The organism is Polyangiaceae bacterium (assembly GCA_020633235.1).
GTDB lineage: Bacteria > Myxococcota_A > Polyangia > Polyangiales > Polyangiaceae > JACKEA01.
Window position 1 is genome coordinate 270,292 of sequence record JACKEA010000009.1, and the last position, 21,896, is coordinate 292,187.

General features: G+C 68.9%; 20 protein-coding genes. 8 read left to right on the top strand and 12 right to left on the bottom strand.

Annotated features, from left to right (window positions below):
• Window positions 1–8: 8 nt before the first annotated feature.
• The 7 genes from H6717_39225 to H6717_39255 are packed head-to-tail and all read right to left on the bottom strand — an operon-like array spanning window position 9 to window position 6,959.
• Window positions 9–695 (bottom strand): CpsD/CapB family tyrosine-protein kinase, encoded by a 687-nt coding sequence (locus H6717_39225; GenBank protein ID MCB9583136.1) that lies wholly within the window; start codon window positions 693–695, stop codon window positions 9–11.
• Window positions 688–2,115, bottom strand: a complete 1,428-nt coding sequence (locus H6717_39230; protein MCB9583137.1) for a hypothetical protein — start codon at window positions 2,113–2,115, stop codon at window positions 688–690. Before H6717_39230 ends, H6717_39225 begins: the two co-directional genes overlap by 8 nt.
• Window positions 2,112–3,053, bottom strand: coding sequence for a hypothetical protein (locus tag H6717_39235; GenBank protein ID MCB9583138.1), 942 nt, complete (start codon window positions 3,051–3,053; stop codon window positions 2,112–2,114). The genes H6717_39230 and H6717_39235 overlap by 4 nt, the downstream gene beginning before the upstream one ends.
• Complete coding sequence (locus H6717_39240; protein ID MCB9583139.1) at window positions 3,043–4,506, bottom strand: DUF4091 domain-containing protein; 1,464 nt, start codon at window positions 4,504–4,506, stop codon at window positions 3,043–3,045. The genes H6717_39235 and H6717_39240 overlap by 11 nt, the downstream gene beginning before the upstream one ends.
• Window positions 4,469–5,080, bottom strand: a complete 612-nt coding sequence (locus H6717_39245) for a polysaccharide deacetylase family protein (protein ID MCB9583140.1) — start codon at window positions 5,078–5,080, stop codon at window positions 4,469–4,471. The genes H6717_39240 and H6717_39245 overlap by 38 nt, the downstream gene beginning before the upstream one ends.
• Window positions 5,080–6,210, bottom strand: a complete 1,131-nt coding sequence (locus tag H6717_39250; GenBank protein ID MCB9583141.1) for a glycosyltransferase — start codon at window positions 6,208–6,210, stop codon at window positions 5,080–5,082. Before H6717_39250 ends, H6717_39245 begins: the two co-directional genes overlap by 1 nt.
• A gap of 2 nt (window positions 6,211–6,212) precedes the next feature.
• Entirely contained in the window at window positions 6,213–6,959 is a 747-nt protein-coding gene (locus H6717_39255; GenBank protein ID MCB9583142.1) for a serine/threonine-protein phosphatase, read from the bottom strand.
• Between the two features lie 177 nt (window positions 6,960–7,136).
• On the opposite strand from H6717_39255, the gene H6717_39260 reads away from it, so the two are divergent.
• A complete protein-coding gene (locus tag H6717_39260) occupies window positions 7,137–8,006 on the top strand; it encodes an SUMF1/EgtB/PvdO family nonheme iron enzyme (protein MCB9583143.1) in 870 nt (289 codons plus the stop codon).
• 4 nt (window positions 8,007–8,010) lie between these two features.
• Here H6717_39260 and H6717_39265 read toward each other — a convergent pair whose 3' ends face one another.
• Together H6717_39265 and H6717_39270 are read right to left on the bottom strand one after the other, a co-directional pair.
• On the bottom strand, window positions 8,011–9,447 hold the full coding sequence (locus H6717_39265) for an oligosaccharide flippase family protein (GenBank protein MCB9583144.1): 1,437 nt from the start codon (window positions 9,445–9,447) through the stop codon (window positions 8,011–8,013).
• A gap of 12 nt (window positions 9,448–9,459) precedes the next feature.
• Window positions 9,460–10,056 carry a polysaccharide biosynthesis/export family protein gene (locus tag H6717_39270; protein ID MCB9583145.1) on the bottom strand — a complete coding sequence of 199 codons (597 nt, stop codon included), beginning with the start codon at window positions 10,054–10,056 and terminating at the stop codon, window positions 9,460–9,462.
• Window positions 10,057–10,095: 39 nt separating this feature from the next.
• Between H6717_39270 and H6717_39275 the strand changes: the two genes are divergently transcribed.
• The 3 genes from H6717_39275 (at window position 10,096) to H6717_39285 (ending at window position 15,092) form a co-directional block, all read left to right on the top strand.
• Window positions 10,096–11,496: an O-antigen ligase family protein gene (locus tag H6717_39275; protein MCB9583146.1), complete on the top strand. Its 1,401-nt coding sequence runs from the start codon at window positions 10,096–10,098 to the stop codon at window positions 11,494–11,496.
• Between the two features lie 68 nt (window positions 11,497–11,564).
• On the top strand, window positions 11,565–13,712 hold the full coding sequence (locus H6717_39280) for a heparinase II/III family protein (protein MCB9583147.1): 2,148 nt from the start codon (window positions 11,565–11,567) through the stop codon (window positions 13,710–13,712).
• 3 nt (window positions 13,713–13,715) lie between these two features.
• Window positions 13,716–15,092 (top strand): glycosyltransferase, encoded by a 1,377-nt coding sequence (locus H6717_39285; GenBank protein MCB9583148.1) that lies wholly within the window; start codon window positions 13,716–13,718, stop codon window positions 15,090–15,092.
• Here H6717_39285 and H6717_39290 read toward each other — a convergent pair.
• Window positions 15,016–15,444 (bottom strand): ATP-binding protein, encoded by a 429-nt coding sequence (locus tag H6717_39290; protein MCB9583149.1) that lies wholly within the window; start codon window positions 15,442–15,444, stop codon window positions 15,016–15,018. The two genes, H6717_39285 and H6717_39290, sit on opposite strands and share 77 nt — an antisense overlap.
• A gap of 55 nt (window positions 15,445–15,499) precedes the next feature.
• On the opposite strand from H6717_39290, the gene H6717_39295 reads away from it, so the two are divergent.
• From H6717_39295 to H6717_39310, 4 genes are all read left to right on the top strand, one after another.
• The gene (locus H6717_39295) at window positions 15,500–16,222 is read left to right on the top strand and encodes a sugar transferase (GenBank protein ID MCB9583150.1); all 723 of its coding nucleotides are present in this window, start codon (window positions 15,500–15,502) and stop codon (window positions 16,220–16,222) included.
• A gap of 2 nt (window positions 16,223–16,224) precedes the next feature.
• The gene (locus tag H6717_39300) at window positions 16,225–17,331 is read left to right on the top strand and encodes a glycosyltransferase (protein MCB9583151.1); all 1,107 of its coding nucleotides are present in this window, start codon (window positions 16,225–16,227) and stop codon (window positions 17,329–17,331) included.
• Window positions 17,328–18,428 carry a glycosyltransferase family 2 protein gene (locus tag H6717_39305; protein MCB9583152.1) on the top strand — a complete coding sequence of 367 codons (1,101 nt, stop codon included), beginning with the start codon at window positions 17,328–17,330 and terminating at the stop codon, window positions 18,426–18,428. The genes H6717_39300 and H6717_39305 overlap by 4 nt, the downstream gene beginning before the upstream one ends.
• Before the next feature lie 124 nt (window positions 18,429–18,552).
• Window positions 18,553–18,981, top strand: coding sequence for an OsmC family protein (locus H6717_39310; GenBank protein ID MCB9583153.1), 429 nt, complete (start codon window positions 18,553–18,555; stop codon window positions 18,979–18,981).
• 281 nt (window positions 18,982–19,262) lie between these two features.
• On the opposite strand, the gene H6717_39315 is transcribed toward H6717_39310, so the two are convergent.
• Both H6717_39315 and H6717_39320 read right to left on the bottom strand, forming a co-directional pair.
• Window positions 19,263–19,979: an N-formylglutamate amidohydrolase gene (locus H6717_39315; protein MCB9583154.1), complete on the bottom strand. Its 717-nt coding sequence runs from the start codon at window positions 19,977–19,979 to the stop codon at window positions 19,263–19,265.
• A 70-nt stretch (window positions 19,980–20,049) separates the two neighbouring features.
• Window positions 20,050–21,672 (bottom strand): hypothetical protein, encoded by a 1,623-nt coding sequence (locus tag H6717_39320; protein MCB9583155.1) that lies wholly within the window; start codon window positions 21,670–21,672, stop codon window positions 20,050–20,052.
• Window positions 21,673–21,896: the final 224 nt, after the last annotated feature.

Below are 21,896 nucleotides of genomic sequence, written 5' to 3' on the forward strand. Positions count from 1 at the left end.
GGCGCGCCTCATGTGTCCAGCAACACCATTCCGACGACTGGGGCGGGCGCCAGCTGGTCAATCGCCTGGCGTAGCGAGGTGCGCTCGGAAGTGTCCGATCGTGCCGCGAAGAGCACCGCGTCCGCGCTGGCGGCGAGCACGTTCGCGTCGGCCGTGTCGAGCACGGCGGGGCCGTCGATGATCACGTAGTCGTAGGCTTCGCGGATGTCCGCGATCGCGCGGGGCCAGATGCCGCGATCCAGCCGAGCGTCAGGAGCCCGATCCCCCACGGCAGCGCAAATCCTCAGGCGAGACTGACGCAGCGCACCGACGGGATACCTCCGTAGGTCCAGCCCCTGCAGCATGCCTTGCACTTCGTCGAGGGCGAACAGATCCCTGAGAGCAGGGCGGCGAAGGTTGACGTCCAAGTACAGGGCGGTGTGTGGGGTTTCTTCCGCAATGGCGAGCGCGAGATTGATCGCGCAGGTCGTCTTTCCCTCGCCTGCCTGCGCGCTCGTCACCAGCACGACGCGCGGGTCTCCCTTCGAGAGCAAGCGATGTCGGAGCAGGCGAAAGGCCCTCGCCCGAGCCGACGTCGGCTCTCGGAGCAGCACCAGGCGCTGGTCGAGAACGTCGGGAAGATCCACGCGGTAGAGCACCACGTCCGGTTCCGGCACGACGTTGCGCGGGAGCTCCACGATGGCGGCGTCAGGCATGGGCCCTCCTCGGCTTGGGTGCCCGCGGCACCTCGACGAGCACATCGGCAATCTGGCGCGCGCGCCGGGCGTCCACGACGTGGTCGTCCAGGACGGCGCGGCCGAGCGCCACGGCGAGCCCCAAGACCAAGGACACGGCGAAGAAGGCGGCGACGATGGTGCGCGGCCCCGGAGGCACCGGACGCTGCGGCAGGAACGCCGGATCGACCACCGTGACCACGGCGGCTCGCTCGCCACTGGTGGAGCTGGCGTTGATGTCCGCGCGGAACAACGAGATCTCGACCTGGTCGAGACGCTGGCGCGCTTCGGTCACGGAGCGCGTCAAGCGCGACCAATTCGTCTCCTGGGCTACCAGATCGTCGGATGCGGGCTCGGAGCTGGGCGGGGGCGCCGCGGCGGCGGGGACCTCGACGTAGCGCGTCTTCTTCGGCTTCTCCTCGACGGGCGTGGGTACCGGCGCGGCCGGCGCGCGCGGGGGCTTGCGCCGCAGCACCGCATCCAGACGACCCTGAGCGCGGTCCAGCGACTCGCGCGCCGCACGCACGTCGGGATGCGCGTCCGTGTAGCGCATTCGTTTCTGGTTCAGGTCCTCGCGCGCCGCCGCCACCGCGGCCGCCGCGAGGGCCTTGTCCTGCGCGAGCTGACGGGCCGCTTCGATCACCGCCAGGGGGGGTTCCGGCGGCGGCGCCGCCGGGGCCGGCTCCGCTTCCTTCTGGGGCGCCGGGACGCGCACGTAGCGGCGCCGCTGCGCGGGCTCGGGGGCGGGCGTGGAGATCGCGGCGCGAATCGCCGCTCCCGTCGCGAGCGGCATCACGTCCAAGGCGAACCGCGGGTGCTCCGCCATGAAGGCGGCCAGATCCTGCTCCGCGCTCTTCAGCTGCTTGTCGGCCCGCTTCTTCTCGTCCGCCAGGAAGTCGCGAGTCGCCGATGCCTGCTGCTTGCGAAGCTCGGCGTCCTGCTCGATGACTCGCTCGGCGAGGTGCGCGGTCACGTCCCGGGCCTGAGTGGGCGAATCACCTCGGAACGCGATCGTGAAGGTGTCGCCTCCCGGTGCACGAAACTCCAGGTGCCGCTTGAGCTCCTCCACGGCGTCGCTCATGCCGTATTTCGCGCGAACGTCCCCATACAGGTCGAAGCTCTCCACGGTGGAAGCCAGCTGCTGGCGGCTGGTGAGCAGCTCGCGCATGCGGACAGCCAGCGTTCGCGGCTGAGGCGGAGCCTCGTCCGGCGCGTGAACGCGCTCACCGTACAGGAGCACGGCTTCGGACCGGTACTGGGGTTGGTGAACCAGGAGATAGACGACCGCGATGATCTCCCCCAACAGGAACACCACGAGCGCGGTGCGCCAGAAGGCGAAAGCACGCCGCACGAGCGCCCTCGCCGACAGCAGCTGCTCTCGAAGCTCGGTCCCGTCCGTCATGGTGAACCTCCTCGATCTCGATGCGCGCCGACCAATGCCGCCGCGAAGGGGAGGGCGGTGATGAGCGCCCCCAAGAACACGAGTGCCCGCTTGCGAGCGCCTAGCTCCGCCGAGCGTGGGATGGAGCCGTCGTCCACGACCTCGAAGCCGACGCCGACACCGTGACGCTCCAGGGCAGCCGCCAGATCCAGGCGCGACGCCCGGCGCGACGCCCGCTCCACCTCTCGCTCCCGAGCCGGCAAGGACCCGAGCAAGCTGACCAGCTCGACCTCCGCCAGCGGATCGCCGCCCCGCTCGACTTCGAGCTGCTTTTCGACCACGCGAGCACGCCGCAGCGACAGGTTCCGTTCCGCCCGATCGCGCACGGCGTCGGCGTCGCGGGCCGCGCGGTCTGCCACCTCTTGCCGGGACTTCTGCTCGTGACGCACGACCAGCTCGCCGAGCTCCCGCGTCACCGCCAGCGCCACGCCACGGTTCGAGTGGCGGAAGCGCACGGCGAGCCGCGCCGAGCGCGGTGCGTCATGTGCCGACCGCTGCTCGAGGAAGTAGTTCTCGTACACCTCGATCTCGATGTCTTCTCGAAACGCCTCGATCGCAGCGCGTCGGTTCGTTTTCACGAGGGACGGGAACAACGCATTGCGTTCGATGATGGGCAACAGCGCCTTGCTGGTGAAGACGGCGGTGTGTACGTATTCGCCCAGCTGTCGCTTGGGATTGACCAGCGTCTCCGGATCGCGATCCATCTCGACCACCCGCAGCACGTAACGGGGAGCGAAGTCCGCGGCGAAGAGCACGACGAGCACCACCGCAAACGCTCCGGCTGCGACCGACAGCAGCAGGGAGACGCCCGCGCTCTTGATGCCTCCTTCGAGCACGCGACGCATCTGCTCGAGGGCCACGGCGACGCCCGGCTCGCGATCCAACCAGCTAGCGGCCATGACAGTGCTCCCGGATCGCGGCCAACACTTCGCGGCGGGCCTGCTCCCACACGCGTTCGTCCGTGCTCCAGCTCCGACGCCCCCTGCCCTCCCCGAGCGCCCGCGGAACGAGCCGTCGAGCGATGGCTCGTGCAGGGCCACCGCAGCTCTCGAGCTTCGTAAGCAGGAGACGATCCGTGAGCCCTCGGCGCAGCGCTTTCAGCCTGAGGGACGGGAGCGGCCCGGGATAGACGAGCACGCCGTCACCGTTACCCAGGTCCTCACCGTCGAAGAACGTGACGGGGTCCGTCATCACGTCGGTCGGCCCCCGGTGGTTGTAGCGATCGGAGTAGTAGAGCGCCTCCCACAGGTACCAGAGCTCCACATGGTAGCGGAAAGCGATCCAGCCCCAGGTACGGAGCGCCACGCCGTCCGTATCCAGGATCACGCTCCCCGCCTGAGGCGGGCGACCGTTGTAGGTCCACATCCGCGCGCCGGAGACGTTCCTGGGCGACAAGAACACGTCGATGGAATCGCCGTACACGGGGTCGTTCGTGTCCGTCACGCCGCGCAGGAGCCGCGGTCCCCCACCGCCGGCCTGCCCGATCACGTCGGCGATGTGCCGCGCCCGGAGTTTTTCGGCTAGCGACCGGGGCTCGTCCACGGGAATGGTGAAGGGCGTGGCACTCAGAGAACGAAAAGCGTCCAACCAAGCGCGCACGTCGCGACGAATCGCGGCATCCGACGAAGTATCCACGGCGACCGGCCAGTACTTCGTCTGCCGAACGAAGCGTCGACGCGCCGGAAACCGCTCGGGGCCGAGGTCGGATGCCAGCAGCACCCCGTGCTCGCGCAAGAGCTCGTGGTACTCGGCCTCCTTGTCCACCAGGTCGGCTCCGTTTCCGTCGGGCAGACCATGCACCCGCGCGATCTCCTTGGGCAGGTAGAAGGCCCACACCAGCGGGTTGCTCTTCAGGTCCACGCTCACGGCCTCGACGTCGAGCACCACCGGCAGGCTGAGCTCTCCGACGTGCAGCGCGCCTTCACGGCGCCCCGGGCTCGCTTCCCGAGCGACGTTCACGTCGAAGTAGGCGAGCCCGGTGGAGGAAACGGCCTCGCCCACCGGTACCAGCGGGTCCGGGTACTCCCCCACCCCCGTGGACGGTCCGTACATGCTCGTGGACGCCCGGCGAACCAACAGCGTCTTGACCTCGAACCCTTGCACGGAAGCGCCCGGCAGCTCGAGGCGCACGCTCCGCCGCCGACCATCGGTGGTGCGCACCGAGAGGCCGAGCGTCTCGCCGCGCGCCGCGACCAGACGAACGACGTGTCCGTCGAACACTGCCGAGACTCGGGGCGACGGCTCGGCTCGGGACAGGCGGGTGGACTCACCCAGGATCTGGATGTCCGGCGTCGAGCTGCAGCCGAGCCCGGCGCTAACCAGCCAGTAGCCGACCCACCGTGACCATCTCATAGCCGTTCTCCGAAAGCCGAGACACGATTCGTTCGAGCGCCGCTAACGTCCACGCCTGCCCCTCGTGGAGCAGTACGATGTCGCCCCCCCGCGGAACCACGGCGCGGTCCACCTGCGCGGCGTCCCGCTGCCGCCAGTCCTCCGAGTCCGTCGACCACATGACGACGGTGTGCCCCATGCGCGCGCAGCGAAGCAGCGATCGCAGCGACAGCGCGCCGAAGGGCGGTCGCACGAAGCTCGCACTTGGCACCAGCTCGCGCATGCGCCCGAGCTCGACCTCGAGCTCTCCGTTCAGCGACGGAAACGCGCGATGAGAGAAGCCGTGGCTGCCGAGCTCGTGCCCCCGCGCGAGCATCTCGCTCAGCAGCTCGCGATGCTCGAGGCATTGACGGCCCACGACGAAGAAAGTGCCCTTCGCGCCGTGCTTCTCGAGCACGTCGAGGTAGCGACGAGTGAGGGTGGTAGGACCGTCGTCGAAGGTGAGCGCGATGCGACGTCCGCGGCGTGGTCCGCGGTAGACCAACAATCGATCGGGAATGGCATGGCGCGCGATGAGCCCGAGCAGCCGAGACATCAGGCCGCCTCCCGCTGTGCCAAGACCTCGACCAGCACGTCGTACAGCTGCGCGGCGCTCTGTGCCCAGGAAGGAACGTTCGCGGTCGCTGCCAGCTGCCACGGATCGTGAGTACGCTCGAGCACGCACCGGAGGGCATCCGCGAGGCAGCGCGGCGCGTCCGGAGCCACGAGCTCGCCGAGCATCTTGGAGCTGACGAGCTCCGGAATGCCGCCCACGCGAGTGGCCACCACCGGACGCCCACAGGCCAGGGCCTCGAGCACGACGTTGGGACAGCCTTCGTGCCGACTCGGCAGGGCGAGCACATCGGAGCGCGCGAGCCACTCCGGGATCTCCGTGTGCGGTCTCGCTCCGGCGAAGGTCACGTTCGCCCCCAGCCGAGCGGCCAGCGCGCGTGCTCTCGCCTCCGCCGAGCCCGTGCCCACGATCGAGAGCGTGGCGTCGGCGAGGGAAACGGCACGGATCAGATCCAGGACGCCCTTGTCCCGCTCCACGCGGCCGACGAACAGGACGCGCCGCCGGCACGGCCGTGGCGTGGGACGAAAAAGAGCGTGGTCGACGCCGTTGCGCACGACGCTCACCTGCTCTGCACCCAGCTCGTGGGCGCTCGCGGCCAGGGCATCGCTGACGGCAACCACGCGGTCCGCACCCGCGAGGGCGCGACGAATGCGGCCGCGGAGCGTGGCTCTTCGCGACAGCACGTCGAGGTCGGATCCGTGCACCTTGATCACCGCGCGGGCGCCGAGCCGGCGGGCAAGGCGCACGACGGCGTAGCCATCGGGATACGCCCAAGAGCCCAGCACCACGTCCACGCGTCCTCGCTGCGCCAGCGCGTCCAGCGTGAGCGACGCGGCGTACAGCGCTCCGTTCACGGCGGCGAGCTTCGGCAAGTACACCACCCGCGGATGACGCACGCTGAGCTCGTCGATTTGCTCCTGCCGTGGAACCTCGCCGAGCCTTCCCGCCGCCGACCAACGCCGGAGCAACCGCGCGCCGGGGAACCAGGGGATGGTCGCCCACAGCTCCACCTCCGCGCGGCGCGCGAGGGCGGCGAACTGTTGCCGATTGAACGGTGACGACGCCGGTTCCACGGCGTTCGGAAAGATCTTGGTCACGATCAGCACGCGCATGCTCAGCTCGCTTCCACCCATGGGGCGATGGCCTGACACGCTTCCGTGACCTCGATCGCGAGCAGCGTAGCGTCGTCCTCCAGCGGCGCCGCGTCGAGCGCTGCCAGCAGGCCCTGCTCCACGCCCTCGGCACCTTCCGGCGCTCCCTGAAGCAGCCGCCGGAAACGCCGCATGCGACCCAAGTCCGTCTCGATCGCTTCCAGCACTCCGTCGGTCATCAGCACCACGACGTCGCCACGCTGCAGCGGCGTGGTCTCGTCCAGGTACAGCGCGTTGGCCACCACGCCCAAGGGCGGACCCGAAGCGCGACCGAGACACGCGACCGTGCCCCCCAGGCTGCGCACCAGCACAGGAACGTGTCCCGCGTTGGCGATGGTCAACGAGTGGTGCTCCGCGTCGAGCTCCAGCACCGCGGCCGTCACGAAGCGATCGATGGGTAGCACGCGCGCGGCACAAGCGTTCAAGATCGAAAGCGTTCGCGCCGGGCTCCCGACGGAGCCCAGCAACTGGGCCAGCTTCGGCACCAGTGCGTGCAGCATGCACGCGCCCTCCGCTCCGCGACCGCAGGCGTCCCCGATCACCACCGAGAGTCGCCGGGGGCGCCGTGCCGTAAGGGCATAAAAGTCCCCCGATGCGCCCGCCGACGGCAAGAACGCGCTGGCCACGCGGAACCCGTTCACGTTCAACGGTGCGCGCGCGATGCGGGGGTCCAAGTTGCAGCTCACGCGGTGGATCGGTGCATTCGCCATGCCACGACGAGAGTGAGCAACCAATTCGTGACGCGCGCTCCAGAGCGCCGTTAATGCGCAGCGAGCGACGCTTCGTCGCGAACGTTCGGCCGGCGTCGCGCGCGCATATGCTGCACCATCCGCGCCGATGAACAGCGAAGTTGCGTGGCACGTGCGTTGCAGCTCGACCGAAGCGCCATGATGCGCAGGCTCGCCGTTTCGTTGATGCTGTTGGCCGCGGTCGGATGCGGAGAGGAGGCGGCGCCCCCTGCCCAAGCGGCTGGCTCCGGTGGCGCGACCGGCGGCTCTGCCGGCATCGGCGGCGGAGGCTCGGCCGGCACTGGCGGCGCCGCAGGCGTCGACGGCGGCGGCTTCGAGTGCGTGAGCTCCACCGCCCCGGGCAACATGGTGAGCGTCCCCGCCGGCGACTTCGTGATGGGCTGCAACGCCGTCGTGGACGGCGACTGCCTCGACGACGAAAAGCCGATGCACACGGTGACCCTCGCCGCCTTCGAGATCGACGAGACCGAAGTGACCCAGGATCAATATGCGGCCTGCGTGACCGCCGGGGCGTGCGACGCGCCGATGTGCGCGTGGGACTGCGAAAACGGCGACTTTCCCGCGTCTTGCGTGACCTGGGACCTAGCCAAGATGTACTGCGCCTGGGCCGGAAAACGCCTACCGACGGAAGCCGAATGGGAGAAGGCCGCGCGCGGCACGGATGGGCGCAAGTACCCCTGGGGCAACACGGAGCCGACGTGCACGGAGGTGAACATGTCGGGCTGTGGCGAGAAGGCGCAGGTGGTGGCCAGCCATCCTGCGGGTGCCAGCCCTTACGGTGCGCTCGACATGGCCGGCAACATGGTGGAGATGCTCTACGACTGGTACGCGCCGGACTACTACCAGAGCTCCCCCGCGGTGGATCCCAAGGGCCCGACCGTGGGCACTCGCTACGTGGGACGCGGCGGCGGCTTCAAGAGCAAGCCCGTGTGGCAGCGGACGTCGTCGCGAGACTGGTATGACACCTACGACCAGGGCAACGCGCTCGGGTTCCGCTGTGCACGCTGATGATTCACTTTCGGAGTGCTTCGGAGAGCCGCGCCCACAGATCGCGGCTGGATGCTGGCGACAGCCACAGCGCGCTCGAGACGTAGCCCATCGCGCCCGCGCCGATCTCCAACGCCAAGCCCAAGATGCCGCCGGCCAGCGCGCGCACGACGAACACGGCGACGACCATCGGAACGCAGGCCCCGAGGGCTGGAATCAACGTGCCCAGGGAGCGGCGCAAGCGCACGCCATCCACGCGCTCCACCACCAACAGCGCTGCTACCGCGTGGCCGCCGTAGGCGATGCCCACGGCGGCGCAGGCCCACAGCGTGTTCACGCGGCCGACGCTGGCGAGCAGCCCCAGGAGCGCCAGGAGCTTGCCGAGCTCGAGCCACATCAGGGCACGCGGGCGCTGCCGCGCCTGCAGGTAGGAGGCTATGGTCCAGCCCACGGGACGCGTGATGCTCAGGGCGGAGAGCAACACCAACATGGGAGCTATGGGCTGCCAACGCGCGTCGAACACCACGGCCACCAAGGTGGGCGCCACCGCGCCGAGCCCCACGGCCAAGGGGAACACGATCAGGCTCAACAGCGTGAGCGAGCGCAGCAGGGCCGGCGGTCGTCGCTGCTGAGGCAGGCGCGCGAACGAGGGCAGCAGCACGTCCCCGATCTGCTCGCCCACGTGAATGGCGGGCACGTCCGCGAGGTTGTAGGCGAGGTTGTACATGCCGGTGACCCCGGGGCCGTAGAAGCGCGACACGAGCAGGTTGTCCCAACGGCGCGCCGCGAAGGCGCTCAACGCCGCTACCGCGATGGGCACGCCAAAAGAAAAGAGCTCCCGTGTCTGTCGCAGGGTGAGGCGGCACGGCAAGAGCCAATCCCGGCGTTCGACGGCGACCAACGCCACGACCAGGCGCACCGCCGAGCGCGCCACGTTGCCCGCTACGATGGCCGCGGCGCCCCAGCCCAGGACGGCGAGGCTCACGCTCACCGCGGTGTGCGCCAGATCTCCCCCGGTGCGCAGCGCGCTCACGGTACCGAAGCGCAGATCCCGCACCAGGATCCGCTCCGGCACGAAGGAGACGCGATCCATCCCTGCCGCCAGCAGCAGCCCGGGCAGATAGCGCGCCATGGTGGGCGCATCGAAGGCCGGGCCCAGCCGCCCGCCGGCCAGATACAGGAGCGCGAGCGCCAGAGCGCCCAGCGACACGTGATAGGTCGTGGCGTGGAACGCCGCGCCGCGCCCGGCGTCCGGACGCGACACGATGAACTGACCGAGCCCCACGGTGGAGAGCTGGTTCGCCGTGAGCACCAGCACCGCGGCCACGGCCACCTCACCGTAGTCTGCGGGCGCAATGAAGTGCGTGAGCACCAACGTGCCCACGAGGCCGATGGCACGCGAGCCCATGCCCGCCGTGATCGTCCACAGTGCGCCCCGGACGGTTTGCTTGACGAGGCTCACCGCTCCCCCGGGTCAGGGCACGAGCACCGTGTCCCCGCTGAGCACCACGAGGTTCTGCTCTGGATGCGCCCCGGAAAGGATCGCTTCCAGATCGATGGGTATGCGCGTGGGCTCACGTCCGACGATGGGTCGGATCAGCACCAAGTCGGTCGGCGAGGCGAAGCGATTGGGCCCTCCCGCCAGCGCCACGGCCTCGCTGACCGTCACGTAGGAACGCTCCGTGAACATTCCGGGGCGCTCCACGTTGCCGGACACAGTGAATCGATAGCTGTTCACCTCCACCACCGCGACGGTCACGATGGCGTCCTTCACGTAGGCGGAGAGCCGTCGCGTGAGCTCTTCGCGCACCTCGTCGGCGGTCCTTCCCGCGGCCGCAACGTCACCGATCAGCGGCACGGTGAGGGTTCCGTCCGGGCGCACGGGAGCCTCGGTGGACAGGCTCGGATCCTTCCACACCGTCACCCGCACGCTGTCCGCCACGCCGATGCGATAAGGCCGAAGCCTCGGATCCGCCTTGGCGAACTGCGCATAGTCCACGATCGGCCGCTCGGCGGCACAGGCCGAAAGAGCGACCACGGTGGCCAACAAAAAGCCCGTCGTCCAGTTCATGGAATCGAGCTCCGAAGACCACGGTAAGTCGACACTGTCATGTTCGCCATCCCCGGCATCGTGCTCCTGCTGACCGCCATCTACGCGCGGCCTCAAGAGCTCGTGCCGTCCCTGCAGACGTTGCCACTTTTGCACGTGCTGCTCGGCCTCGCGGTCTTCGGCTACGTGATCGATCTCAGGCTCGGGAACACGAAGCCCAGCTCCACCCCGCTCTTGCCCTGGGTGCTCGCGTTCGTGGGCTGGGGTCTGCTGTCCGGCATCACGAAGGCATCGTCGCTTCCGATTCAAGCGCGAGAGCTCGCAATTTGCGCGGCGCTCTATCTGCTCATGGCGCACGCCGTGCAGAGTTTTCGCGCGCTCCAGGTGGTGGCGGGCACGGTGCTCGCGATGGTGATCTTCGTCTCCACCGTTGCCGTGGAGCAGAAGCTTGAACCCACCGGCTGCGTGCAAATCGACGAGAGCGTGGTGGGTGACACCACCTCGGGCAGCTTCGATGGGCGCCCCTGCACCGTGAGCCACGACTGTTACCTGGGCGAAGCCGAGCCCGGGGCAGAGTACATGTGCGAGCACATCGGTTGGCTGGGCACGACATCGGTCGGCCGTGGACGCATCCGTTTCCGCGGCATCCTGCAAGATCCCAACGAGCTGGCGCTGGCGGGCGCCATCGGGCTGCCCCTCGCCTTCGCGCTATCACGCCTCCGCCGCCGCTCATTCTCGCGCAAGGCGGTCTTGCTGCTCACCTTCGCGTTGGTGGTCCTGGCCGCGGTCTGGTCCCGCTCGCGGGGCGGTCAGATCGTGTTCTTGGCGGTCTTGGCCGTGCCCTTCGCCTGGCGTTTCGGCCTGCGCGGTGTGGCGCTCAGCGCGCTCTTCGCCGCGCCGCTCTTGCTGCTGGGCGGCCGCAGCGGCAGCGAGGCGGACTCTTCCATGCTGGAGCGCGTGGACTGCTGGGCCGAAGCGCTGTCCATCTGGCGCTCATTTCCACTGCTCGGTGCCGGCCTCGGCCAGTTCGGTCGCTATCACTACTTGACCGCACACAACTCCTATCTGCTCACCCTCGCGGAGCTCGGCCCCGTCGGCATGTTCTTGTTCTCCAGCCTGGTGTGGATGGGCTTCAAGATCCCCATCTCCGCTTGGAGAAAGTCCGAAGATCCCGACAGCGCGCTGTCCCGAGAAGACGCCCGCGACGTCGTGCGGCCCTGGGCCATGGCGATCACCGCAACCTTTGCCGGACTGGGCGTGGGCATCTTCTTCCTCTCCTTCGCTTATCACTACGTGCTCTGGATCTACCTGGGCCTTTCGGGCGCACTGTTTTCCGCCATCCGACGCCACGCGCCCGACTTCGCCGTGCGCTACGGCATGCGCGACGCCCTGGGCGTGATTGCCGCCAACGGCGTGATCATCGCCGTGGTCTACGTGTACACGCGCCTGGTGCTCTCGTGACGTTTGAATGTCGGTCCGCCGCGGGCACGACACGCGACGCCGGCACGGCCAATGCAAGGACCCGAGCCATGCGGAGCGCCGTCACGTTGCTCGCGTTGACTCTCGCCGCGGTGCCCTCTTGCCGGCGCTGCGGCGTGGACCACGCGCAAACGGCACCAGAAGCCGTGACGCCCTTGCCCGCGGCGCGCGCCACCCCGGGCGGCCCCTATCGCTTGCTCCTCGACGGCGACACCCGCGCACGCCTCCGCGCCGCGGCCGAGGCGAAGACTCCTGCCTGGCGCGTGCTCTCATCCCTGTGCGAGGAGGCCACGGCGGAGCATCTCGACTCCGGCTACCAGGGCTTTCAGTGGGCCGACGCCCTGGCCAGCACCGCGCTGTGCTGGCACGCGACGCGCGACCCACGTTACGGGCGCGCTGCCGTCGCGTACTTGAACGCGCTGCTCGACGACCGCTTCGCAGTGGGAGACGAAAGGGGCGGCGAGACCGTCGTGCGCCACGACTCGGGGTACGGGATCCGTACCTTTGGCGTGTACTCCGCGCTGGGCTACGACTGGCTGCGGGACGCGCCCGGCATGACGCCGGCACTGCGCGCTCGAACGCGCGCGCGACTCGGTCAGTGGCTCGGCTGGTACGCGCGTGACGGCTACCTGCGCGACCACGCCCTGTCGAACTACTACTGGGGCTACCTCACGGCGCTCGCGCTTTCGGGTCTGTCCGCCAGCGGAGAATCCCCGGAAGGAGATCGCTGGCTGGAAGGCGCCAGGACGAAGCTCGAGCACGACGTGCTGCCGGCGTTTCGCGAGCGCTTGCCGGATGGCGGCTGGCCCGAGGGCTTTCAGTACGGCGAGTACACGGGACTGGAGATCGGCCTCGTGGTGCGGGCATTCCAGACCGCCGCGGGCATCGATCTACGAACCGCTCTCCCCTGGCTCGGCACCCTCGCTCGCCATCACAGCCATGCCCTCTTGCCGGACGGGCGCTCGGTCTACGACGGCGGCACCTGGGGCGAGCATCCCGCACGCCCGTCGCCGCTGGCCCTTTCCGGCGCGCTCTTGGCATCCGGCACCGACGCCGAAGCGCGCTACATGGTCCGGCACCTGCTGCCGCCGCTCACCCGCGAGCACGCCTGGGTGCGGCTGCTGGTGGAGGATCCACGCGCGTCCGAGCGGGATCCTCGCGTCGGTGCGGCGTCGAGCTTGCACCTCCGCGGGCTGGGCCTGACCTTCGCACGCTCGCGCTTCTCTTCGGACGCGGTGTGGACTTCCTTTCAGGCTGGGCCGTTCCTGGCCATGGATCACCAGGACAAGGACCAGGGTCATTTCGAGCTGTGGCGCGGGAGCGATGGCCTGGTGGTGGACGGCGGCGACGCGGAAGGCTCGGCCACCATCAACCACAACACGCTGCTGATCGACGACCACGAGGACCACATGAACTACACGCCGAACCAAGGCGTGTGGGGCAGCGGCGTGCGCACCACACGCTTCTTCGACGATGGAACGCTGGTCGTGGCCGTCGGGGACCTCGCGGATGCCTACGCGCCCAAGTGCGCCGCCGAGGGTTGCCCCCGCTCCGTGGAAGGTCTCACACGCACGTTCGTGTACGTTCGCCCAGGGCTGCTCGTGCTCGACGATCGCGCGCTGCTCGCCAGTGCTGGCTACGGCGTCACTTGGATCGCCCACGTGACCACCCGGCCTACGCTGGGCCGCGCGGCGGCCAGCGCCAGCGTGGGAGGCTCGCGGGTCGACATGGCCTTTCTCGAGCCCCCCAACGCGATGCTCTCGGCCCCGAAAGAGCCCACGGCGTCCGGAGAAGGACCCCACCGTCAGAATCATCCTTGGGGTCCGATGTGGCGCATCGAAGCAAAGAGCCCGATCGGCAGCCGTGAGCGCGGCTTCACCGTGTTCCTCTCCGCCGGCGCCCGCAGCGCCCCCAAGACGAACGTAACCCGCGTTTCGAGCGCCGGGCTCCGAGGGGGCGTGGCCGCCGGCACCGCCGTGCTGTTCGCCTCCGCAGAGGGCAAGGGGCACGCCGCGCTCGGCGTCCCGGCGCGCAGCGTTGTCGTCCTCGACCTCGAGCCGGGGCGTCGCTACCGGCTGGAACCCGAGGTCGATCCGACCAGCTGCTTCGTGTCCGTTCGGCTCACTCCCGATCCTGCGGGCCGCGTCGCGTCGCCCGCCGGCTCCTTACGGGCGACCATCCCCGCCTGCCGGCGGTGAGTCATGCGCGTCGTGATCGTCTCCTACGCATTCCCCCCTGTCGGCGGCGCGGGGGTACAGCGCATGCTCAAGCTGGCGAAGTACCTTCCCTCCGCCGGCGTGACGCCCACGATCCTCAGCGTCGACAACGCCTCGGTCCCACTGCGCGACGAAACGCTCTCGAGCGACATCCCAGCTGCCGTCGAGGTGATCCGCGCCCGCACGCTGGAGCCGGGCTACGCCGCCAAGCAGAGGGCCTGGAGCGCCGCGGCCGACGGCCGAAGGAGCGCTCGGAGCGCCGTCATCGGCATCGCCAAGCGGCTCCTGGTTCCAGACCCGCAGGTCTTGTGGCTACCGGCCGCGAGTCGCGCGTTGGCGCGCCGCCTGCGCGCGGCCCACGACGACGTCGTGCTGGTGAGCGGGCCTCCATTCTCGCAGTTCGCCCTGGCGCCGATAGCGCGCCACTTCGGAGCAGCCGTGGTGCTGGACTACCGCGACGAATGGACGACCCTCTCTGGCGGCATCTACGAGATGGCGGGCGCGTCCCGGAGCGCCAGCGCTGCGCTGGAATCACTGCTGCTGCGCTCTCAAGACGCGATCACGACGGCCACGGCGGCGTTCCGGGACGGGCTCCTGGCGCGGTTTTCCTTCCTGAGCCCCGAGCGCGTCGTCGCCATCGAGAACGGCTACGATCCAGCGGACTTCCCCCAAGAGCTCCCAACCCCACCGGACGATCGTCTGGTCGTGACCTACGTGGGCACCGTGTTTCGACTGACCCGAGCCGCGGGCCTTCTCGCCGCAGTGAGGCAGGTCCATGCACGGCATCCCGAGCTGGCCGCCCGGCTGGAGGTGCGCTTCGTGGGGCGTATCGTGGACACGGAGGCTCCGTTCTTCGACGGCGTGCCGGGAGTGGTGCGCACCGGCTACGTCGATCACTCCGAGGCGGTGATGGAGCAAGCCCGCTGCCACCTGGCACTGTGCCTGCTGGCGGACGTACCCGGCGCCGAGCGTATCTACCCTGCCAAGATCTTCGAGACCATGGCGCTTCGGAAGCCGTGCCTGGCGTTGTGCCCGACGGGCGCGCTGGCGAAGCTCGTGAAGGCGCACCGTGTGGGCGACGTGATCCATCCTGACGACGTGAGCGCCATCGCGCGCTTTCTCGTCGAGCGACTCGTGGCTCACGAAAACGGCACGCTGCAAACGGAAAGTGCGCCCATAGACGTGGAACGCTTCGACCGCCGCAGGCAAGCGCGTGCCTTCGCCGAGGTGATGGATCTCGCCCGCGAGAATTGCCGCAATCGAGCCCGACCACGCACAGGTCGCGTCAGTAGCGCTTGGACAACGTCAAGACGTTGGGCGCACCACTACCGTTCGCCGGGACGTAGCTCACCTCGTCCATGAACGAACGTACGATGTAGAGGCCCATGCGGGACTCGGGCAACTCGTCCAGCCGAGGCGCGGGGACCGCGCCCAGATCGAAGCTCTGGCCCGTGTCCGACAAGCGCAGCACGATGCCATCGTCGTCCATCTCGATCTCAATCTCGACGTTCCCCGACGTGCGCTCCGCGTAGCCGTGGATTGCGATGTTGTTGAACACCTCGCTCACCGCGGACACGACCTGAGACGTGAAGTCGTCGTGGCTCGCTTCTTGCGTTCTTTCCCGAGCGGAACAGAACAACTTACAGCTCGAGGCAACCACCCGCAGCACCAAGTCCCGATACGGCAGTTGTCCCGGTACGGAGAGCCGAATCATGACGACGCTGTCTTTCCATCCGCAGCACGTGACGCTCGCTCGTCACGAACGAAGGATTCCGCTTTCGGTCAGAGTCGTCAAGCGCAGCATCGATCTCGGATTCGCCGTCACCGGCCTCGCGCTCTCCGCCTGGCTGTTCCCTCTCGTGGCCATCGCAATCGTGCTCGAGTCTCCCGGCCCCGTGTTCCACCGACAGCGCCGCGTGATCGCGGTGAGGTCACGAGACGCGCACGGCCGGTTGACGTTCCGCGAGCTCGACATGCTCAAGTTCCGCACCATGCGGGTCGACGCCGAGCGCGACACGGGCGTGGTCTTGGCGGAAGCAGACGACCCGCGCGTCACCCGCCTGGGCAAGCTCCTGCGCAAGACCCGCCTCGACGAGCTGCCCCAGCTCTGGCACGTGCTCCGGGGCGAAATGAGCCTGGTCGGCCCACGCCCGGAACGACCCGAGCTGCTCGAAAACCTAGCCCTGGCCATTCCCTACTTCGAGGAGCGCCTGCACGACTGCAAGCCGGGCATCACCGGCTTCGCGCAGGTGAATCTGGGCTACGCCGGCCACGCCCCGCCGAGCAGTGAGGTGGCGGCTTTCGAGAGCACCCTGGTGAATCCTCTGCATCTGTCGCAGGCTGCGGGCGCTCTCGCCGACGACATGCGCATGAAGCTCTTGTTCGACGTGGCCTACGTCGCGTCCCTCGAGCGGCTCTCGAGCTACCTGCCGATGGAGCTCGGCATCATCGTCAAGACGCCCTGGGTCATGCTGCGGGGATTGGGGCGCTAGCCATGTTCGTGGTCCACGTGCTCTCGTCCTTCGGTCTCGGCGGGCAGGAGCAGGTTGCCCTCGAGCTCGCGCGACGTGAGGCCCTGCGCGGTCATCGCGTCGTCGGAGTCGCCTTCGCCCCCGGCCCCCTGGAAGAGCGCTTCGCGCGGGCCGGAGTCGTGACGCACGTGCTTCCAAAGCGCGCGCGCCTCGACCCCACCTTGCCGCTTCGCATCGCCCGCGTCGCGCACGGCGCGGACGTGGTCCACACTCACAATCCACAGGCGTTGGTGTACGGCGCGCCGGCCGCCTCCCTCGCCCGGGCGGCGCTGGTGCACAGCAAACACGGCCGGAATCCCGACGCCGGGCGCCGGCGCTGGCTCCGGCGCCACGCCGGGCGGCGTGCGGACGCCTTCGTCGCCGTCACGCCGGCCCTCGCGGATCTCGCTCGGCGCCATGGCGAGGGCGTCGCGTCACGCATCTTCGTCGTGGAAAATGGCATCGATGTGTCGCCCTTCGGCCGCGACCCGGAAGCGCGAAACAGCGTGCGTCGAGAGCTCGGCATTCCGTCGCGCGCGTGGGTAGTGGGCAGCGTCGGGCGTCTGTCGCCGGAGAAGAACCAGCGCCTGCTGCTCGACGCCATGCGCGAGCTCGACGCCACCCTGGTGCTGGTGGGTGACGGACCGCTCCGCCCGGACCTCGAACGCGCCGCCGGTTCCCGCGTCGTGCTCACCGGGCGACGCGATGACGTGGCCCGCGTGCTCGCGGCCTTCGACGTGTTCGCGCTGTCCTCCGACAGCGAGGGGTTGCCCCTGGTGCTGCTCGAAGCGCTGGCCAGCGAGCTGCCCGTGATCGCGACGCAGGTGGGCGGCGTTTCCGATCTGATCCACGACGGCCGTACCGGGCTGTTGGTCCCCGCCGGGGATGTCGTCCGCTTCGCGACGGGGCTCGCGGCGCTCCAACAAGACCCGCCAAAAGCTCGCGCCATGGCGAAAGCCGGGCGTGCCCTCGTCCACGAGCGCCACGACGCCGAGCGCATGACCCAGCGCTACCTGGCCCTGTGCTCCGAATGCGTGCTCAGCCGCCGCCTCGCCCGAGCCGGCGCCCTCTCCGGAGCGTTGTCCCGATGACGTACCTGGCCATCCTGCTCTTCGCCCTCGTGCTCTACACCTACCTCGGCTATCCGCTCTTGGTGGCGCTCCTGGCACGCCTGTGGCCGAAGCCGAGCGCCCCGGCGGAATTCGAGCCCTCCGTGAGCGTGTGCATTCCCGTACACGACGGCGCGGCCTACCTGCCCGCCAAGCTCGCCAGCATCGACGCGCTGGAATACCCGAAAGAGAAGCTCCAAGTGCTGGTGTACTCCGACGGCTCCCGGGACGACAGCGCGCGCGTCGCCCGGCGCTCGGAGCTGGTCACGGTGATCGAGAGCTCGCGCCGCCTGGGCAAACCCACCGCGGTGAATCGCTTGGCGCAGGCGGCCTGGGGCGACGTATTGGTGCTCACGGACGTACGACAGCCTCTGTCGCCCGGAGCCGTGCGAGCGCTGGTGCGGCAGCTGGCAGATCCCAGCGTGGGCTGCGTCTCCGGGAACCTCGAGCTGGCGGGAGCCACGGGGGCGGGCATGTACTGGCGCTACGAGCGCTTCATCCGCAGCTCGGAGAGCAAGCTCGGCAGCATGGTGGGCGTGAGCGGCGCGCTCTACGCCGTGCGCCGCACGGAGATCCCGGTGCTACCGGCGGACGTGATCCTGGACGACATGTACGTTCCGCTTCGCATCGCCCTCGGCGGCAAGCGCATCGTGTTCGAGGACACCGCCCGCGCGTACGACGAAGCCGCCGACGACGAACGCGAGTTCCCCCGCAAGGTGCGCACCTTGGCGGGCAACTTCCAGCTGGTGGCGTTGATGCCAGAGCTGCTCTTGCCCTGGCGCACCCGCGCGTGGCTGCCCCTGGTGTCCCACAAGCTCGCGCGACTGGCCTGCCCTTGGGCGCTCGTCGGCCTACTGCTGCTGTCGGCCGTGCTGTCCTTCGCGGCCGGCGCTCCCGGCTGGGCGCTGGGCTTCTGGCGTACGCTGCTGCTGGCCCAGCTTGCGTTCTACGTTCTGGCGGCCCTCGGCGGTCGGGCGGGTCGCCTGGGGGGGCTCGCGCGCACCTTCGTGGTGCTGAACGCCGCCGCGGTCGCGGGCTTGTGGCGCTTCGTGCGCGGCAGGCAGGCCGTCACCTGGTAGCCGAACCTGACGTCCATCAAGGGCGTGCGCTCCGCGGTTTGCCTCTCGAAGGGTCTTCCGCGAATCCTTTGCGGAAGTTCGGGGCTCTGTCTTCAGTGACGGGCCCAGCCCGAAGGACGAGGTCATGGATATTCGCATCAGCTTTCCCGGGGGAAAACGCGTCGACGCCCACTTCGGTGGTCGCGTCGTGCACACCGACCAGAGCCCGGAGCACGGGGGCGAGGGCAGCGAGGCCGAGCCTTTCGAGCTGTTCCTCGCGTCGCTGGCCACCTGCGCCGGCGTGTACGTGCTCGGGTTCTGCCAAGCGCGCTCGATCCCGACGGACGGCATCGAGCTGTCGCAGCACCACGAATTCGATCCGGAAACCCATCGCCTCACCAAGGTGGGCATCCAGATTTCCGTCCCCCCGAGCTTCCCCGCGAAGTACGTCCCCGCCCTCGAGCGCGTCGCCGCAAAGTGCACCGTGAAGCGCGTGATCCAAGAAGCGCCGGAGTTCGTGATCGAGGCCCGCGCTCGCGGCGAGCAGTCCCAGCCGGTCAGCGTCGCACCGTAGCGTACCTTCGCGCACCTCCTCGCGACGGGCAGCGCGCCGCACTCTCGCCGACCTCCTCGCGACGGGCAGCGCGCCGAACCAACACCCTTGGCATTTGGATGTTGGCTCGGCGCGAACCCCGTCGCGTTGCCAACGGCGCTGGCCAGCTCTGGCACACGCGTTGGCACAGCTCGGCAAGGTCAGCTCGAATTTCGCGCCCATCACGTCGGGCACGCTCTTTGCGTAGTGGGGGAGGGATCCGATGTACGCGCCTTCCGCCCTGCGTCAGGTCTCGTCGCGCTCTAACCGAACACGGTGTGGAGCGCGGCGACGAGCTTCTGGCGGACGGTGGCTTCCACGGCGAGATCCTGGCGCACCTCCAGCTCCGCGGTGCGGCGGCCGTGGGCGCGGGCGTGCAGATCCGGCGAGTACATCATGCCGGCCTTGCCGGAGTAGGGCTCGTTGAGGCCCACCAGTAGGCCCTGGGCCTCGATGGCGGCTTTCATCTTCAGGGCGAGCTTCTCGTCTTGGTCGTAGAGCACGCCCACTTCCAAGGTGCGCGGCTCACCTTCGTACACCGGCGTGAAGGTGTGCACCGCCACGATGGACGCCTTCGGCGTCTCGCCCACGATGCGATCCACGGCGGCGTGGTACGGGGCGTACAGCCGCTCGAGGCGCTCGGCACGATCCGAAGGCGACAGCGCGCGGTTCATTTCCACGAGGTGGCCTTCCGCTTGGCTCCGGAACAGCGTGTCGGAGTCCATCGGGCGGTTGGGATCCACCAGCAGACGGCTGAAGCGCGCCAGCACGGCAGGGGCGCCCAGGGCATCCCCCAGCTCCCGTGCCAGGTCCGAAGCACCGATGTCGTAGGCCCAGTGGGTGCCCACGAGCCAGCGATCCGCCATCGGCCACTCCCACGGCTCCGGTAGTCGCTCGGAGGCATGCTCGCAGGTGATGACGATGGGCGCGTTGTCGCGCCCGGCCACGACCTCTACGGCGTCTTCCAGACGAATTTCCACCCCCGGCGCGTGCCATGGCGCCACCCGCGCCGCAACGCCGAGGCGATTGCGGCGCGGGCGAGCCAGCGTTTCACGGCACGGCGACGATGTTGAAGATGTCTCCGCCGCTGACGACGCCCTGGTCGACGAGAGACGACGCCGTCTGATCCGCCGTCGTGAGATCCGTCGTCGAATACAGCTCCGTGTCGTTGTTCACGGCGAGGTCGCCGCGGACGAACAGGCGCTTGGAGTCGGACGAGAACTGTACGTCGTTCGCGTCCTGGTTGTTGCCCGGCGAGTCGAAGATGCGCACGCCGCCGGCGGTGCCGGAGGTAGGCAACACGAAGACCGAGTAGTCGTTGTCCCCGTCTCCGCTGTTCACGATCCAATCCGCGACCGTCGCCAGCATACTCTCGTCAGGACTCCATACGAGGGGTGAAGTCTCGAAGATGTTGGGGCCATTGGTCCCACTGGGCGCTCCGCTCTGCATCGCCGAGACGAGCTGAGCGGTTGCCGCCCCAGTCAGAGACAGGACGTAGACCTCACCCAGATTCGCAGTAGGCGCGTCCGCGGAGAACGCGATCTTGGTACCGGACGGCGACATCGCAAAAACTCCGATGGCCGCCTCACCGCCGCCGTTGGTGAGGTTCGTACCACCAACCTGTGCGCGACTGCTGCCGTCCTTGTTCACCGAGTAGAGTCGGTAGAGGCCGCCAAAGTTGCTGGTGAAGTACAGCTTGTCGGCGGAATCGAAGGCGAGCGTCGAGCCCACGTCCCCGTTCGCTCCGAGCTCCGCCTGGGTAACGATCTCCACGGGCGCCGGCGTCGTCGCGGAGGAGTCCACGGTCCACAGGCCGAACACGTTGTCCGTCACCAGATCCCCGGTGTAGGCGATCGTCTTGTTGTCTGCTGCCCACGCCAGATGGCTCACGCCCTGTGCTGCAGCGGTGGATGCTGGGCTCAACAGTTTTGGCGTCGAAGTGCCGGTAACCGGCACGACGTAGAGGTTCTGGCCACCGTCAGCGGTCTCCAAACTGCCGGTGAAGCCCACCCAGTTTCCGTCCTTCGAGAAGACGGGATTGCTGATGACGCGCCCCACGGCCGGGGCAGTGGCCACGGTCACACCATTGTTGCCTGAAGCGTCGTAGATGATGAGCTTCGCCGGATCCGTGGCGGTGTCCGTGCCGGCCACCGCGATCTTGGAGCCATCCGCGGACACCGCGAGCCCATCGATGCCGTCACCACCCATTCCTGCCAGGGTCAGCGTCTGAGCACCACCGGGGTAGCTGACGGCACCAACGTTGTAGGTACCGTTGGTGGCGAAGTCGCCCTGGAAGTACACCGAAGGCGACGCGCCTGTAGAGCCCGCCGCACCGGCCGCACCGGCCGCGCCGCCGCTACCGGCCGCGCCCGCAGCACCACCGCTACCGGCCGCGCCCGCCACGCCGCCGCTTCCGGCGACGCCGCCCGTGCCGCCGGTCGCGCCGGTGCCACCGCTACCACCCGTAGCGCCCGTACCTCCGCTGCCGCCGGTGGCTCCGGTACCTCCACCGAAGCCGCCCGTTCCGCCCACTCCGCCGAAGCCACCAGTGGCGCCCGAGCCTCCCGAGCCTCCGCCGCCATTGCTGTCGTCGCTTCCGCAAGCAACGAGCTGAGCTGAACAGAACACGACCGCCGCCAGGGCAGTCGACCATCTCGGCATGCGTGAGTTCATGACAAGTCCTTTCTTGGGGGCACCAAGCACCACTCCCGGCCTTGGCGGCTACCACCCTGGCCCGCGTTCGGCAACCGCTTCAAGGTGACGAAATCGCGCAGCCTGTGCGCGCGGTGCTCCGCTTTCCGCTGCTACTGCGATCCCTCAGCGCGCCGGTTGCCGCCCGCCCTGCGTTGATCTACTTCCCTGGCGCTTTTTCTCCTCCCGTGGCGCTGCCACCCGAG

Excerpts from the sequence above, each read along its gene's own strand:
- H6717_39225 (MCB9583136.1), bottom strand. The coding sequence starts at position 695 with ATGCCTGACGCCGCCATCGTGGAGCTCCCGCGCAACGTCGTGCCGGAA.
- H6717_39230 (MCB9583137.1), bottom strand. The coding sequence starts at position 2,115 with ATGACGGACGGGACCGAGCTTCGAGAGCAGCTGCTGTCGGCGAGGGCG.
- H6717_39235 (MCB9583138.1), bottom strand. The coding sequence starts at position 3,053 with ATGGCCGCTAGCTGGTTGGATCGCGAGCCGGGCGTCGCCGTGGCCCTC.
- H6717_39240 (MCB9583139.1), bottom strand. The coding sequence starts at position 4,506 with ATGAGATGGTCACGGTGGGTCGGCTACTGGCTGGTTAGCGCCGGGCTC.
- H6717_39245 (MCB9583140.1), bottom strand. The coding sequence starts at position 5,080 with ATGTCTCGGCTGCTCGGGCTCATCGCGCGCCATGCCATTCCCGATCGA.
- H6717_39250 (MCB9583141.1), bottom strand. The coding sequence starts at position 6,210 with ATGCGCGTGCTGATCGTGACCAAGATCTTTCCGAACGCCGTGGAACCG.
- H6717_39255 (MCB9583142.1), bottom strand. The coding sequence starts at position 6,959 with ATGGCGAATGCACCGATCCACCGCGTGAGCTGCAACTTGGACCCCCGC.
- H6717_39260 (MCB9583143.1), top strand. The coding sequence starts at position 7,137 with ATGATGCGCAGGCTCGCCGTTTCGTTGATGCTGTTGGCCGCGGTCGGA.
- H6717_39270 (MCB9583145.1), bottom strand. The coding sequence starts at position 10,056 with ATGAACTGGACGACGGGCTTTTTGTTGGCCACCGTGGTCGCTCTTTCG.
- H6717_39275 (MCB9583146.1), top strand. The coding sequence starts at position 10,096 with ATGTTCGCCATCCCCGGCATCGTGCTCCTGCTGACCGCCATCTACGCG.
- H6717_39280 (MCB9583147.1), top strand. The coding sequence starts at position 11,565 with ATGCGGAGCGCCGTCACGTTGCTCGCGTTGACTCTCGCCGCGGTGCCC.
- H6717_39285 (MCB9583148.1), top strand. The coding sequence starts at position 13,716 with ATGCGCGTCGTGATCGTCTCCTACGCATTCCCCCCTGTCGGCGGCGCG.
- H6717_39290 (MCB9583149.1), bottom strand. The coding sequence starts at position 15,444 with ATGATTCGGCTCTCCGTACCGGGACAACTGCCGTATCGGGACTTGGTG.
- H6717_39300 (MCB9583151.1), top strand. The coding sequence starts at position 16,225 with ATGTTCGTGGTCCACGTGCTCTCGTCCTTCGGTCTCGGCGGGCAGGAG.
- H6717_39305 (MCB9583152.1), top strand. The coding sequence starts at position 17,328 with ATGACGTACCTGGCCATCCTGCTCTTCGCCCTCGTGCTCTACACCTAC.
- H6717_39310 (MCB9583153.1), top strand. The coding sequence starts at position 18,553 with ATGGATATTCGCATCAGCTTTCCCGGGGGAAAACGCGTCGACGCCCAC.
- H6717_39320 (MCB9583155.1), bottom strand. The coding sequence starts at position 21,672 with ATGAACTCACGCATGCCGAGATGGTCGACTGCCCTGGCGGCGGTCGTG.